At 62.0% G+C, this 14,759-nt stretch carries 12 protein-coding genes, 1 pseudogene and 1 riboswitch; of the genes and pseudogenes, 8 read left to right on the forward strand and 5 right to left on the reverse strand.

Annotated features, from left to right (window positions below; translation table 11 throughout):
- Nucleotides 1-72: 72 nt before the first annotated feature.
- Nucleotides 73-1,452 carry a glycine--tRNA ligase gene (locus RM6536_RS01635; RefSeq protein ID WP_060823766.1) on the reverse strand — a complete coding sequence of 460 codons (1,380 nt, stop codon included), beginning with the start codon at nucleotides 1,450-1,452 and terminating at the stop codon, nucleotides 73-75.
- Between the two features lie 232 nt (nucleotides 1,453-1,684).
- Between RM6536_RS01635 and RM6536_RS01640 the strand changes: the two genes are divergently transcribed.
- Nucleotides 1,685-1,900, forward strand: a complete 216-nt coding sequence (locus tag RM6536_RS01640; protein ID WP_060823767.1) for an RNA-binding S4 domain-containing protein — start codon at nucleotides 1,685-1,687, stop codon at nucleotides 1,898-1,900.
- Nucleotides 1,901-2,339: 439 nt separating this feature from the next.
- On the opposite strand, the gene RM6536_RS01645 is transcribed toward RM6536_RS01640, so the two are convergent.
- On the reverse strand, nucleotides 2,340-3,092 hold the full coding sequence (locus RM6536_RS01645) for an alpha/beta hydrolase (protein WP_060823768.1): 753 nt from the start codon (nucleotides 3,090-3,092) through the stop codon (nucleotides 2,340-2,342).
- Between the two features lie 94 nt (nucleotides 3,093-3,186).
- On the opposite strand from RM6536_RS01645, the pseudogene RM6536_RS09130 reads away from it, so the two are divergent.
- Together RM6536_RS09130 and RM6536_RS09135 are read left to right on the forward strand one after the other, a co-directional pair.
- A pseudogene (locus RM6536_RS09130) lies at nucleotides 3,187-3,468 on the forward strand (MerR family transcriptional regulator); the annotation flags it as partial.
- Between the two features lie 72 nt (nucleotides 3,469-3,540).
- Complete coding sequence (locus tag RM6536_RS09135) at nucleotides 3,541-4,002, forward strand: TipAS antibiotic-recognition domain-containing protein (RefSeq protein ID WP_231918011.1); 462 nt, start codon at nucleotides 3,541-3,543, stop codon at nucleotides 4,000-4,002.
- Nucleotides 4,003-4,158: 156 nt separating this feature from the next.
- On the opposite strand, the gene RM6536_RS01655 is transcribed toward RM6536_RS09135, so the two are convergent.
- The 3 genes from RM6536_RS01655 to RM6536_RS01665 all read right to left on the reverse strand — a co-directional run bounded on the left by RM6536_RS01655 (nucleotide 4,159) and on the right by RM6536_RS01665 (nucleotide 7,775).
- Entirely contained in the window at nucleotides 4,159-4,509 is a 351-nt protein-coding gene (locus RM6536_RS01655; RefSeq protein ID WP_049327987.1) for a MerR family transcriptional regulator, read from the reverse strand.
- Between the two features lie 369 nt (nucleotides 4,510-4,878).
- Nucleotides 4,879-6,222 (reverse strand): homoserine O-acetyltransferase MetX, encoded by a 1,344-nt coding sequence (gene metX, locus RM6536_RS01660; protein WP_171840168.1) that lies wholly within the window; start codon nucleotides 6,220-6,222, stop codon nucleotides 4,879-4,881.
- Nucleotides 6,223-6,428: 206 nt separating this feature from the next.
- Nucleotides 6,429-7,775 carry a bifunctional o-acetylhomoserine/o-acetylserine sulfhydrylase gene (locus RM6536_RS01665; RefSeq protein WP_060823770.1) on the reverse strand — a complete coding sequence of 449 codons (1,347 nt, stop codon included), beginning with the start codon at nucleotides 7,773-7,775 and terminating at the stop codon, nucleotides 6,429-6,431.
- Nucleotides 7,776-7,879: 104 nt separating this feature from the next.
- Nucleotides 7,880-7,992, reverse strand: a riboswitch (SAM riboswitch).
- Nucleotides 7,993-8,303: 311 nt separating this feature from the next.
- On the opposite strand from RM6536_RS01665, the gene RM6536_RS01670 reads away from it, so the two are divergent.
- From RM6536_RS01670 to RM6536_RS01690, 5 genes are all read left to right on the forward strand, one after another.
- Nucleotides 8,304-9,290 (forward strand): ABC transporter ATP-binding protein, encoded by a 987-nt coding sequence (locus RM6536_RS01670; protein ID WP_060823771.1) that lies wholly within the window; start codon nucleotides 8,304-8,306, stop codon nucleotides 9,288-9,290.
- Nucleotides 9,287-10,159, forward strand: a complete 873-nt coding sequence (locus tag RM6536_RS01675) for an ABC transporter permease (RefSeq protein WP_060823772.1) — start codon at nucleotides 9,287-9,289, stop codon at nucleotides 10,157-10,159. The genes RM6536_RS01670 and RM6536_RS01675 overlap by 4 nt, the downstream gene beginning before the upstream one ends.
- Before the next feature lies 1 nt (nucleotide 10,160).
- Complete coding sequence (locus RM6536_RS01680; RefSeq protein ID WP_060823773.1) at nucleotides 10,161-11,009, forward strand: hypothetical protein; 849 nt, start codon at nucleotides 10,161-10,163, stop codon at nucleotides 11,007-11,009.
- Between the two features lie 102 nt (nucleotides 11,010-11,111).
- Complete coding sequence (rsgA, locus tag RM6536_RS01685) at nucleotides 11,112-12,344, forward strand: GTPase RsgA (protein WP_060823774.1); 1,233 nt, start codon at nucleotides 11,112-11,114, stop codon at nucleotides 12,342-12,344.
- Between the two features lie 222 nt (nucleotides 12,345-12,566).
- A complete protein-coding gene (locus RM6536_RS01690) occupies nucleotides 12,567-14,744 on the forward strand; it encodes a S9 family peptidase (RefSeq protein ID WP_060823775.1) in 2,178 nt (725 codons plus the stop codon).
- Nucleotides 14,745-14,759 lie beyond the last annotated feature (15 nt).

Here is a 14,759-nt window from a genome sequence, read left to right on the forward strand (position 1 = left end):
GCCTAAATACACGACGGCGGGTAGCCTCTTTCGCTCTAAGAGGCTACCCGCCGACCATGTTATAAATTATTTTTAGCCTGCCAGGCGTGCAGCCAGGTAAGACTTCACCTGATCCAGAGCCACACGCTCCTGGTTCATGGTGTCGCGCTCGCGGATGGTCACAGCCTGATCCTCAAGAGTGTCAAAGTCCACGGTGATGCAGAACGGAGTACCGATCTCATCCTGGCGGCGGTAACGGCGACCAATAGCGCCCGCCTCGTCGTAATCCACGTTCCACAGGCCACGCAGCTCGTTCGCCAGCTTGGTTGCGGGCTCAGACAGTTCAGCCTTCTTGGACAGCGGCAGAACAGCAGCCTTCACCGGTGCCAGGCGCGGGTCGAGCTTCAGCACGACGCGCTTATCCACGCCACCCTTAGTGTTCGGTGCCTCATCCTCGACGTATGCGTCAACAAGGAACGCCATCATGGAGCGGGTCAGACCAAAGGACGGCTCAATCACGTACGGCACGTAACGCTCACCTGTAGCCTGGTCGAAGTACTCAAGCTTCGCGTTAGAGTGCTCATTGTGCACGCCCAGGTCGTAATCGGTACGGTTCGCAACGCCCATCAGCTCACCCCACTCGGAACCCTGGAAGCCGAAGCGGTACTCAACGTCAATAGTGCCAGCCGAGTAGTGTGCACGCTCCTCCTGAGGAACGTCGAAGCGGCGCATGTTATCCGGGTTAATACCCAGGTCAACGAACCAGTTCCAGCAGTCCTCAACCCACTCGTTGAAGTACTTATCAGCGTCATCCGGGTGCACGAAGTACTCAATTTCCATCTGCTCGAACTCACGAGTACGGAAAATGAAGTTACCGGGAGTGATCTCGTTACGGAACGACTTACCAATCTGGCCAATACCGAACGGCGGGCGCTTACGAGAAGCAGTGACCACATTGTTGAAGTTCACGAAAATACCCTGAGCGGTCTCGGGGCGCAGGAAGTGTAGACCCTCCTCATTATCAACCGGGCCCAGGTAAGTCTTCATCAGACCGGAGAAGTTCTGCGGCTCAGTCCACTCACCACGAGTACCACAGTTCGGGCAAGCAATCTCCTCCATACCCTCAGCCGCGCGGCCCTTCTTCGCCTCAAAGTTCTCCAGCAGGTGATCCTGACGCAGACGCTTGTGGCACGACAGGCACTCAACCAGCGGGTCGGTGAAGGTCGCCACGTGACCGGATGCCTCCCACACCGCACGAGGCAGAATAACAGAGGAGTCCAGGCCAACCATGTCCGCACGGGAGCGGACGAAACGCTGCCACCACTGCTGACGGATGTTTTCCTTCAGCTCTGCACCGAGGGGGCCGTAGTCCCATGCGGAGCGGGAACCGCCGTAAATTTCACCGGCCTGGAAAACAAAGCCGCGGCGCTTCGCGAGCGCAATAACGTTATCGAGGGTGGACTTTTCAGCCATAGTTACTCCTTCTGCCCCGCCACCGGCTGTGACGTGCGTGAGTTCGGGTTCATAAGGGACGCGACCCAGAACGGGGCGCCCGTATTCGCGCTCATCGGCGCAATATGCACACTTTTTGATGCAAGACACTAGGGTACCATCACCACCCCACCCCTGGGTATGCCTACCCGACCCACCACTCCCCCATTTTTACCGGACGCCAGGATGCACCCGGCGGGATAAACTAGAGAGCATGGAAGAAATTTTTATTCGCGACGACATGATCCGCCTCGGTCAGTTCCTCAAGCTCGCCAACCTCGTAGAGGACGGCGCGCAGGCACGCGAGGTCATTCAGCACGGCCTGGTAAAGGTCAACGGCGACATTGAAGAAGCACGCGGCAAGCAGCTGCACCCCGGCGACACCGTCAGCTTTAACGGCGTGACCGTGAAGGTTGCGCACGAGGACTAGCCAGACCTTTTATTCCGTTTAGATAGGGTGTTAGGTCAAGGCGAGGGGCGATGCTCGTCCTCGTTCCTTTCCCTACCCCCTACCGGAGGCGGGGCGCGCCGCATATTTCCTCCGCGCCTACGCAGGGGCACCCGTCACCCGGACGCTCCGCTTCCTCCTCGCTCCGCATCGGAGAGCGTCCGGGCTGACACCCTGAGGGCGCATCCGGAAAACGCGGCCGCGCCCGCACAGCTCTACGGACAGGCCTGCTAACTCCAGCGCGGAAAGGCGGTATCGTCCGAAAGTGACATCAGGGTGCCCGAAGCGAAGCGAGGGCGGGTTCCCCTGTAGGAACGAGGACGATAACCGCCTTTCCAAGCGGAACCGTGCATCCCACGCGGAAGCAGAACTACAGTAAAGCCCCCGAGTCATCAGACCCGGGGGCTTTCCACATGTCGTTTTAGGCGTCAGAGCCTTCCGCGGTGCCGGTCGCCTCCGCAACCTTCTGCGCACGAATACGCGGCTCCTTACCCTGCACCTTCACCTCCAGGAACTCGCCCACATGGCGAATCTCCATGGCGCTCACGCCGTGACCCGCACCGGCGTACAGCACCTTAATGCCGTCGGTGTACTTGCGGATCCAGTCGTAGGTGTAGTTCACCATCTCCTGCGGGATGACGGGGTCTTCCTGGTCGCGGCCGAAGAACACCGGCAGTTCGGTCTTCTTCAGCTCCTCATCCTTGAAGTACGGCGAATCTGAGTCCACCGCGTAGCCGGACAGACCCACCACGGCGGCGAACTCGCCGGGAGCGTGACGCACCATCGAGGTTGCGATACCCATGCCCTGCGAGAAGCCCAGCAGGGTCACCGAGGCGTACGGGGTGCGGTTCGCGCGTACCCACTCCAGCACGTAGTCGCTGGCCTGCTCGATGGCGCGCTGATCGGATTCGAGCTGCTGGTTTAGCGGGTACCACTGGTAGCCGATAGCGTCCGCAGCAATGTAGGCGCCGGTCGAGTCCGCAGAGAACTGGGTACCGACCGGCTGCGGTGCACGCATGGAGGCGTAGGTGAAGCCCTCCTGCGGAAGGTGCGCCGCCAGAGACAGCAGATCGTGTTCCTGGGAGCCGTAGCCGTGCAGCATGAGCACCAGGTGGGTGCCTGCGCGTTCGTTCTCGGGGCGGGTGTATTCGACGACGTATTTGTTTTCGCTCATGCACCCATCTTAGCGAGGACTCCTCCACAAACCTGCACCGCAGGTTCCGCCGCTAGCTTGACCCTCACCTAACGTGAGGTTTTAGAGTGAAACCATGGACGCGAACATAACACCGCCTGACGGGCAACACGAATACACCGTAGGAGAAGCGGCATCATTGCACGGGCTAACAGTGCGCACGCTTCACCATTGGGAGCAGCGGGGCTTACTCAACCCGGCACATGATGAGTTCAACGGGTACCGGTACTACACCGATACAGACCTTGAACGAATCACCGTCATCATGGGATACCGCGCCACCGGCATGAGCCTTGATGCCATTCACAAAATACTGCAGGACGAAGCGAACAGCACCGAGCATCTGCTCGCTCAGCGGGATATGCTTCAACGCAAAATCGCCGCGTACGGGCGCATGCTTGAAACCATCGAACACCTTTTGGAGGACACCATGGCACCTAAGAATGAGCAGCTCAGCGCTGCCGAAAAAGCAGAGATTATGGGTGAAGGGTTCAGCCTCGCCCACCAGCAGGAAGCGCAGGAGCGTTACGTGAAAACTGACGACTGGGCTGAATACCAGCGCCGCACTGCCTCAATGGACCGTGCCGACTGGCAGAACGGCAAACAGCAGATTGACGAGGTAGAACAGGCCCTCGTCGAGGCATTCAACCGCGGCGTGCAGCCGGGCAGTGAGGAGGCGAACGCGCTCGCCGAGCGGCACCGCGCCTCCCTGTTCTTCTTTGAGGTCACCCCCGCTAAGCACGCTATTCTAGCCCGCGGTTACGTTGAGGATGCCCGCTTCAAAGCGTACTACGAGAAGCTCGCGACCGGGCTCGCGGAGTGGTTGCGAGATGTCATCTACGAGAATGCTCGTGCACACGGTGTTGACCCGCAGGAAGCTAACTGGGGGTAAGCTACCCGAGGTTAAACCTTCGGGCTGAAAATACCCAGTAGCTAGGGGTGAGTAGCTGAGTGTGAAAGCTGAGCACGAAAAAACGCCCGGTATTCCCCGTGATAAGGGGAATACCGGGCGTTACATGCTGTATCTGCATGAAAACTAGATGGCTACCTAGCGGGTGCCGTCGAGGTGACGGCGGTGCTCCTGAATACGGCGATCCAGGTGCTCAAGGTTCTGTTGCAACCCCGCAATCTCATTCTCAATCTTTCGGCGGGCTCGCTCCATCACGTCGATGGAGAGAGCATGATCATCCGGATTGTCCAAGATTGTACGAATGTCGGCAAGACTCATGCCGGCCTGACGGCAGGTAGCAATAAACCGTGCAGCGGAGATAGACTCCGCATCAAAAATACGGGTTCCGTGAGCATCGCGGGGCACAGCAATGAGCCCCTCTTTTTCGTAATACCGCAGGGCGTGGGTGCTCACCCCCAACTGCTCCGCTACCTCTTGAATACTTACCACAACTTCAATGCTATGGGGTTAGAGCAGGTCTAAAGCAAACCGAGAACCATTACCTTCCAGTGCAACAGGAGGGTACTTCCGCGGTATCTCGCGGCGGTTTCAAAAGCATCTAAAAACCCGGAAAATATTCCCCGGCTTGGAACAATACCCGTCAGGCGGGTGCAATAGAATGCCGGGCGTTCGCATCATATGAATGCCCGGCATTCTATTGCATAACCCTGAGGGTGAAGGTTAATTCTCGGTGGACGGAAGAACCTGTGAAGACACTATCTGCCCGCCCGAAAATTACCGGCACTTAGGTGGCGTAAACAGCATCCAGAGGGCACAATCAACGCCCCGTGGATGAACATCCCGTGGATGCTCGCGATTCTAGCGGGCCGCCGTAGCGTACAGGCGAGTCATCGAGTCCAGCGCCTCACGCTCACGCTGCGCCTCACTCGGGGCTGCGGATTCATCTTCAACGCCGAGGGCACGCGCCAGAATCTTCTCCACCTGCTTCGCCTCAATCAAGAAGCCATCATGGCCGTGATTCGACTCGATAATGTCCACGGGCACCGGGGTGGGCAGCGCCTCCGCCAGGCGGTGCGACTCATGCGGGAAGAACAGACGGTCCGTGTTCACCGCCGCAATCGTCCACTCGCAATCGGTGTGCGCCAGCGCCTGCGCCAGGGTACCGCGGCCACGTGCCACGTCGTGCGAAATCAGTGCCTCGTTCACGGCAAGGTAGCTGTTCGCGTCAAAACGCTCAACCAGCTTGGCGCCGTGGTGGTCCAGGTAGCTTTCGATGGCGTAGCGGCCACGCGGCTCACCCAGCGAGCCGCCCACGGTGCTTTCGCCACGGTTCTCTTCGCGGCCGAAGCGGTGCTCCAGCTCGGCGGGGCTGCGGTAGGTGGTGTGCGCGATACGGCGCGCCAGGGCAAGACCGTTTACCGGCGCGGGACCGGAATAGTAGTCGCCGCCGGCGAAGTTCGCATCCGAACGAATCGCAATGTTCTGGGTGTGAGCCCACGAAATCTGCTCCGCAGTAGCCGAAGGACCGGAGGCAATCACCGCACATCCGCGCACCAGCTCAGGGTTAGTTGCCGCCCACTCCAGGGCGCGAGCGCCACCGAGGGAACCACCAATCACGTAGCGGAAGCTGGTCACCCCCAGGGCACGCGCCAGGCGCGCCTCAGCGCGCACAGAGTCGCGGATGCTCACCTGCGGGAAGCGGGAGCCCCAGTGTTCACCGGCGCCCGGGTAGCCTTCGGGAATGATGCTTGCCGGTCCGGTGGAGCCGTAGCAGCCGCCCAGAATATTGGGTGCAATCACGAAGTAGCGGTTGGTGTCCACGACCGAGCCGGGGCCCACGATGCCTTCCCACCAGCCGTCGGATTCGATAGCGCGAATCAGCGGGGCGGGCATATCGGGGGTGGGTACGCCGCGGGAAACATGCGTGTCACCGGTGAGCGCGTGCAGGATCAGGATGGCGTTATCGCCAGCCTCGTTGAGGGTGCCCCAGGTTTCGTAGCCGATGATGACCTGCGGCAGGGTCACGCCGGATTCGAGCTCCAGGTCGCCGATGTTCAGCTGACGCAGGTAGCCTTGCGCTTCCGGATGTTCGCGCTGAGTGCCCGCCACGGGGATGGGCGCGGTGACAGGCTGGTTGATAGTGCCGGGCTGGGCGGTACCAGACTGGCTAGTGCCGGACTGGCTAGTGCTCTGGGTGGTCATGGGGGGGTTCCCTTCACTGGGTTGGCCGGCGAGGTGGTGCCGGGTGTGAGCGGGGTAGGTGTGAGCGGGGTACTCGTCTGCAGGTAGAAGGAGCAACGGGTTGGGCGGCTCCGCGCCGCGCAGTGACAAAATGCTCCATAACGGGGAATCCGCAGGTGGACCGAGAAGCCGTAGCTTACCGGTCCACCTGCGGGTTGCATCACCGTTTAGGAGAGGGTGTCGAAGCCCAGCTGCAGGTCGGCGAGAATATCGTCAATGTTCTCAATACCGACTGCCAGGCGGACGAAGTTCGGGTACACACCAATCTTCTCCAGCTCCTCAGTGGAAAGCTGAGCGTGGGTGGTGGAGGCGGGGTGAATCACGAGCGAGCGCACATCACCGATGTTCGCCACGTTGGAGTGCAGCTTCAGTGCGTCCACGAAGTTGCGGGTCTGCCCCAGGGTTGCATCCTTGAGGGTGAAGCCGAGCACCGCACCGGGGCCCTTGGGCAGGTACTTCTGTGCGCGCTCGTACCAGGGGGAGGATTCCACGCCAGCCCAGATGACCTTCTCGACCTGCGGGTTTGCTTCGAGCCAGTGGGCAACCTTGGTGGCGTTCTCAATGTGGCGTTCGATGCGCAGGGAGAGGGTTTCCAGACCGATGCCGATGTTGAAGGCGTTGGTCGGGGAGATAGCGGCGCCGGTGTCACGCAGCAGGGAGACGCGCGCCTTCAGGATGTAGGAGAGGTTCGCGCCGAATGCGGAGTCCTTGCCCAGGTCGCGTGCGTAGACCAGGCCGTGGTAGCCGGGGGCGGGCTGGTTGAACTTGGGGAACTTCTCGGGGTCTGCACCGTAGTCGAAGTTACCGGAGTCAACAATCACGCCGCCGATGGAGGTGCCGTGGCCACCCAGGTACTTGGTGGCGGAGTGGACGACCACATCCGCGCCGTGTTCAATGGGGCGCAGCAGGTAGGGGGTGGGTACGGTGTTGTCCACAATCAGGGGTACACCGTTTTCGTGCGCGATTGCTGCGATGGGCTCAATGTCGAGCACGTCGTTGCGGGGGTTGGGCACGGACTCGCCGTAGAACAGCTTGGTGTTGGGGCGAACCGCGGCGCGCCACTCGTCCAGGTTATCGGGGTCCTCAACGAAGGTGGTTTCGATGCCGAGGTCGGCGAGGGTGTACTTGAGCAGGTTGTAGGTGCCGCCGTACACGGAGGGGGAGGCAACAATGTGGTCGCCTGCACCGGCAATGTTCAGGATTGCGTAGGTGATGGCCGCCTGGCCGGATGCCAGCAGCAGCGCGCCTACGCCGCCTTCGAGGGAGGCGATGCGGTTTTCGATGACTTCCTGAGTGGGGTTGGTCATGCGGGTGTAGATGGGGCCCAGCTCGGCGAGGGCGAAGCGGTTCGCTGCCTGCTCGGCGCTGTCAAAGACGAAGGAAGTGGTCTGGTAGATGGGTAGTGCCCGAGCTCCCGTTGCGGCATCCGGTGCCTGTCCCGCGTGAATCTGGCGGGTTTCGAACTTCCAACCGGCGGGGTTGGCGGGAGTCGGGACGGTAGTGTTGTTGCTCATGCGTGGCTCCTAATGGGGATTCTTAGGGGGCCGCATGCCGAGCGGTACAGGAATCGTCGTCGAATAATCCTGTCACGATTGATGTACCGGATTCGGTCACATCGGTCCCGCGCTTGCGTCACGCTTTTGCGTGTCGCCTGGTCTTCACCCAGGGCACCCCACCGCGGAGGAGGGTTGCCGGCCAGCTAGCTGGGGCTTATCGCTGGCGCTCTTGACCTGTATTCAGGGTGTCATAGGGCGCGGGGCGGGGTCAAGGATTTTGTGGGTGCGCGGCACTTTAAGACATTTCATTGCAAAGATGACGTTTTTTAACGTCTGTAACAAAACGTTAGTAACGAAGCCGGGGCAGTCGGGGTGCGAAGGTACCCACCCAAAACCGCCCGTATAGTAACCCTCATCACTTTTAATCGTGCTTTTCGGTACACTGGGACTACGCATACACTCGTGCGGGGCTTCACACACGTCGCCTACCCCTCGCCTACCCTTCCGGCGCAGAAGCCGGAAAACCGACCTCAAAGGTTGTCCATCATGTCTCTCGTTCTCGATGCGGCGCAGCTTAGCCGCATCTTTGGCACGGGCGAACGCGCCTTCACCGCCGTCGACCGCGTGTCCCTTCGCATCAGCTCCGGCGAGATCCACGCCCTTCTCGGTCCCAATGGTGCGGGTAAAACGACGACCGTGCAGATGTGCTCGACTCTACTCTCCCCCACCGGCGGTAGCCTCACCGTGAACGGTATTGACGCTATCGCCCACCCGCAGCGGGCGCGCCGTCACGTGGGTCTCGCTTTGGGCGGGGATAACGGCTTCTACCCGCGCGCCAGCGCACGCGATAATCTACTGTTCTTCGCAGATATTGCGGGGGTCTGCGGGCGGGCTCGACGGTACGAGGTGGAGCATGCTCTAGCCCGCGTGGAACTCACCGACGCCGCCACGCGGCCCGTTCAGGAGTTCTCCCGCGGCATGAAGCAGCGCCTACACATTGCCCGCGCTACGCTCGGCTCCCCCGCTCTGCTCCTGCTGGATGAGCCAACGAACGGGCTCGACCCCGATATCGCTATGACCGTGCGTGCCCTGATCCGTTCCCTCGCAGAAGACGGTGCCGCCATTCTGCTGACGAGCCACCTGCTGGGCGAAATTGAGGATCTGGCGCACACCATCACCGTTTTGGGTGCCGGCTCCGTTGCTGTGAGCGGTAGCCTCGAGGATGTTGCCGCACACGCCGGTATTGCCGCCACGACCGTGGTTCAGGTTGGCGCCAACGCGACCGAGGGTCTTGATACGCTGCGCGGATTCCTCAGCAATCAGGCGGCGGTACTTTTTGCCCCGCGCGGTTCCGGCTGGGAACTCACTCTCTACTGGCACGGCGAGCGCGCCACCTTCGAGGCGGGCGCGGCGCACCGCATCCTGGCGGAGGGGCTTGCCGCCGCACGCATCGGGGCGCGGACCGAGCCGTACACGCGACCGGCGACTCTGGAAGAGGCATACCTGGCAATGGCGGAGGGGCTCAAGCGATGAACGCACACAGCGCGCACGGTAGTGAAGGTGTGAAAGACCCCCGGCAGCAGACCCAAGGGTACGATTTGAGCCAGGAGTGCGCCCGCCAGTTGCGACTTATGGGCTTTAGCCTGCGGCAGTTTCTGACGGTCCCCTACTTCATTCAGCTGCTCATCAGTACGGTGCTCGGGTCGGTTATTATTCAGGCTCTTGCAGTGCACGCGGCGGCGCAGAGCTCCGAGGGCCACTCCGTTGACCCGACCCTGGCGTGGACTCGCGCCGGTATTGTGGGCATGTGGTCGGTCTGTATTGTGTCTGCGGGCATCATTAATTTTGAGCGTTTCCGCGGGACTCTCGTGTACCTGTGTTCGGGGTCGATTTCTCCGGTGCGGGTGCTGGCGGCTATAGTTTCGAGCGCCTCCATTGTGGGTCTGGCGGCCCTACCCCTGTCGTGGCTCATCTGGGCTCTTGTGACACTCAATCCGCAGGTCACTGACTTTTCCGCCCTCTGGCCCCGCTACGTTCTGGGCGTTCCTCTGCTGTGGCTTGCGTGCCTGTCGGTCACGTTCATGATTGCGGTGTTCTTCGTGGCGACGCCGAACGCTATCGCCTACGAGGAGCTTCTGCTTGTGCCGGTGTTTATTCTCTCCGGGGTTCTCTTCACGACCGTTGAGGCGCCCGACTGGCTGAACGCTGCGGGTGTGCTCATCCCCCTGCAAGCGCCGGTGCACCTGCTACTTGGGCGTACCGCTATCACTACCCCGGCGGATGCGTTCCTGCCCGTGGCGCAGACCCTATTCGTGAGCTTCATCTGGGCGTTGTGTGCCTTCCTTTTCGCTCGCAAGGCTCTCGCCTCCGCCCGTCATCACGGCACCCTGGGGGCGATGTAGCGTGCGTGCTCTCTCTTCTGTTGCCCTGCCTGGCGCTGTATCACTGTCTGGCACGGTGCGTCGGGCTCTGTCTACCGCCTCTATTGGCTGGTCGTCGTCCATTACCTTTGCGACCCTCGGAACGGCTATCACTACCCTGGTGCTCGTGCCGGGCCTCAACGTGCTTTTCACGGTGCTTCTGGGCGCCGACCTCGCCGCAAACGATACGGTACGCATCGGCTGCGCAACCGCCCTGATTGCCACCCTCAGCTCGGTGGCCGCCGGTATTGTCGCGCGCGTCGCCACTGACCGTTGGATTGGTGTCTTCGAGTACGTATGCACGGCACGCCCCGTGGATGCGGGCTATTGGCTGGGCGCGGCGGCGGTGCCGGCCCTGTTGGCGTCCGTGACGGGTCTGAGCAATGTGGGCATCGTGTGGTTGCTATCCCTCACTGTGCCCTCTACCGGAGCGGTTTCGGGGCTTCTGCTGGGCGCTCTTGCGTTGATGCCGGTTGCGGTTCTGGGCGGGGTCTGCCTGGGCATTTTTGCCGCCGGCCTGGGACTATACCTGTCGGATCCGTATACGGGGTCCAATTTTCTGGCGATTATTCTGCCGGTCAGCGCGGGCGTGATTGTGCCGGTGAGCACCTACCCCGCGTGGCTTGCGTGGCTGTGTTCGTGGGTTCCGGGGTCCCGGCTGGTGCAGGCGTTAGATACCTCTGGCGGTATTGCGGGCAGCACCGCGCCGGATCTCTTCGCGCTCTTGGCTGCAGACACAGCCCTGGGGGTGCTCTACGCCGCTATCGGGTTGGGGCTGACGTATCTTGCGGCCCGCCGCATCCGTGCCGGTGCCCGCGCCTCGCTGCTATAGGGTATGAAACCCAAAAAGAACGAACCTTTTAAGTGCCCACTACCCGGCGCATTATCCAGGTGTCATATTCAACCGGGCGCCACAACCAAGAAAGAACCTCCTGTGACCATCACTCCCGCCGCGTACACGCTAGAGACCCTCGGCTTCGACCCATCCTGGCAGGGTGCGGCAATCCGCGCCGCGTTCACCCTCGACGGTACCCTCGAGGATTTCACTCTCGCCCGCGTCAGCGCCGTGCACCGCACCCGCTGCGAACTGCTGACTTGTGAGCGGGGCGAGCTCGTGAAGCTCTCCGCTCCCTTGCGTCCGGTCGAAAATGACTACGGCGAAGAAGAGTACCCCGTCGTGGGCGACTGGGTGCTGGCTCAGCCCATCCCCGGGACCGGTAGCGATAGCCAGCCCGCGGAGCATAAGCCCCTCGCGATTCTGCCCCGCCGAAGCTACCTCACCCGCCCCAGCGCCACCCGCGAATCCTCGGATCAGCCTGTCGCCGCCAACGTGGATATGCTCTGCATCGTTGAGCCGTGCTTCCCCGAGCCGTCCATCGGGCGAATCGAACGCTACACCACTCTGGCGCACGCTTCCGGGGTGCAGGTCGCGCTGATTCTCACCAAGGGTGATTTGGTGACGGCGGAACAACTCGCCGGGTATCAGGAATCCCTGGGTAGCGGCGTGGATGCGGTGCTCACCGTCTGCACGGACAACGGCTACGACCCCGCCCCGGTTGCGGAGCTTGTCGCCGGGCGTACCGCCGCGTTCCTGGGCCGCAGCGGTGCCGGAAAATCTACCCTCGTCAACGCCCTGCTCAACCCCGGAATTGACCCCCGCGAAGATGCCGCAGAATACCAGGTTCAGGCTACTTCCGCGGTTCGCGGAGCCGACGGCAAGGGGCGCCACACCACCACCAGCCGCCAGATGATTGTTCTGCCCGGTGCTGGATACTTCGGTGCTGGAGAATCCGGCGCAGAAGGCTCCGATGCAGAGCCCTCACTCGGCACGGTACTGATCGACACCCCGGGCGTGCGAGCCCTCGCCGCCACGAGCGACAGCGCCGCCATTGACGAAACCTTCGACGACGTCTCCAGCTACGCCTCCTCCTGCCGGTACAGCGACTGCTCCCACAGCTCCGAACCCGGATGCGCGGTGCAACAGGCTCTCGCTGACGGTGCCCTCGACCCCGAGCGCTTCGAACGCTACCGCAGGATGATTGCCGAATCCGCGCGCCTACGTCTGCGGTCTCAGGAGCGCGAATACCGGCAGAGCAACCGCGCCTTCACGAAGGCGAATAAGGCGGGTCGCCGCACCCTCATGTCCCTTAAGGGGCGCGCCAACTAGCCGCTGAACGCACACGTCCCGGCGAGGCTCCGGTGAGGCTTCCACAGGCTGAACCGGGTACCCCTGCGCAGGCGGCAATATAGTAGCCTCCCTCACTCTTCGATACACTAGAACTAGGCGTGCCCACAGTCCCCCGCACCCCGTCCCCTCGGCGGTAGAAGAGGCGGGCGCAGACGGCACACACCATTCACAAACCCATAACCCAATGAAAGAGGTGGCAGCATGGCTGAACAGAACCTCACCCCGCCCGTACCGAAGAAGGTCGAGCACCGCCGCGAACACCACGGCGACGTCTTCATCGACCCCTACGAATGGCTCCGCGACAAGGAAAGCGAAGAGGTCCTCAACTACCTCAAGGCAGAAGCCGAATACACCGAAGCTGTCACCGCAGACCAGCAGCCCCTCCGCGAATCCATCTTCAACGAAATCAAGGACCGCACCCTGCTGTCAGATCTGACCGTCCCGAACCGTATCGGTGACTGGTGGTACTACAGCCGCATGGTACCCGGCGGCCAGTACCCCGTCTTCTACCGCTACCCCGCCCTGCACGAAGGCGACGAGGTGGTGCGCTACACCCCGCCGACCGTCACCCCCGGCGAAGTACTCGAGGGTGAAGTCATCATCCTCGACTGCAACGAATACGCCAAGGACATGGAGTTCTTCTCCCTCGGCAGCTTCCAGCCCGCACGTAACGGCAAACTGCTGAGCATCTCCGTGGACGAAAAGGGCGACGAACGCTACGAGCAGCGCTTCCTCAACATGGAAACCGGCGCCTTCCTCGAAGACACCATCCCCAACATTGCGGCGGGATCCTTCTTCATCAACCACGCCGAACAGCTCATCTACCTCGTCCCCGACGAGTCGTGGCGCCCCTGGCGTGTCTACGTGCACGACGTCGGACAGGACACCGAAGACCACCTGATCTACGAGGAACCGGACAACACCATGTGGCTCGGCGCCGCCATGAGCTCCGACCGTTCCTCCGTGGTCATTACCAGCTCCAACTCCGAATACACGGAAGTGCGCCTCATCCCCACCCGCGAACCCAAGGGTGAGCCGACCCTGCTCATCCCCAAGAGCGCGGGCATCGAATACTACGCCGAGCCGCTCAACATTGCCGGCGAACAGCACCTGCTGATTCAGCACGACTACAATGCACTGAACTCCGAGCTGGTCCTCGCAGACATGCCGCGCGAAGGTGAAAGCCTCGAAGAGTACGCGCAGCGTTGGGTGCCGGTCATCCGCCACAGCGAACACGTGCGCCTGGAGGGCTTCACCTTCACCGCAACGCACCTGGTCGTCACCGCCCGCGCGGACACCACCACCCGCATCTTCCTCGCACCGCGTGAGCAGTTGCCCATCCAGTGGCGCCGCCGCCGACCCGCCGGCGTGACCTTCATGGAACCTGCCGGTTTCGACGAGGAACTGTACACCGCCTCCGTGCTGCGTGCGGAAAACTACTCCCCCGTGCTGCGCATCGCCTACACCTCGTTCCTGACGCCGCGCCGCGTCTACGACTACTTCCCCATGTCGCAGACCCTGCTGCTGCGCCGTGAAACCCCGGTACTCGGCGGCTACAACCGCGAGGACTACCGCGCCTACCGCGACTGGGCGCCAGCGGCGGACGGCACGCTCATCCCGATCTCGGTGATTCACCGCGCCGACCTGGACATGAGCAAGCCGCACCCGGTCATCCAGTACGGTTACGGCTCCTACGAGTCATCCATGGACCCGATGTTCTCCATCCCGATGCTGTCGATCCTGGACCGCGGCGTCATCTACGTCATCGCGCATATTCGCGGCGGCGGCGAGATGGGCCGCTCCTGGTACCAGAACGGCAAGAAGCTCGCGAAGAAGAACACCTTCACCGACTTCGTGGACGTCACCAGCTACATTGCGGCTAAGCCGTGGGCTGATGAGGCGCATATCGGCTGCTACGGTGGTAGCGCCGGCGGCCTGCTCATGGGTGCTGTGCTGAACCTCGCCCCCGAGAAGTATGCCGCCTGCCTGGCTGCCGTACCGTTCGTGGATGCGCTGACCACCATCCTCGACCCGGAGCTGCCGCTGTCGGCGATGGAGTGGGAAGAGTGGGGCAACCCGATTGAGGACCCGGAAGTGTATGCCTACATGAAGTCGTACACCCCGTACGAGAACATCCGCCCGGTCCGCTACCCGGCGATTGCTGCGGTGACGAGCCTGCACGACACCCGCGTGCTCTACGTGGAGCCTGCGAAGTGGGTTGCGGCGCTGCGTGAGCAGATTGACCCGTCGTCGCCGGTGCCTCTGCTGAAGATTGACATGTCGGGTGGTCACGGTGGCGGTTCCGGCCGGTATACGCGTTGGCGTGAGATTGCGTGGGATTACGCGTTCCTGCTGAGCAACCTCGGCGTTACTGAGTAGGCTGTATACACGCCA

It is taken from the genome of Rothia mucilaginosa (assembly GCF_001548235.1).
Lineage (GTDB): Bacteria > Actinomycetota > Actinomycetes > Actinomycetales > Micrococcaceae > Rothia > Rothia mucilaginosa_B.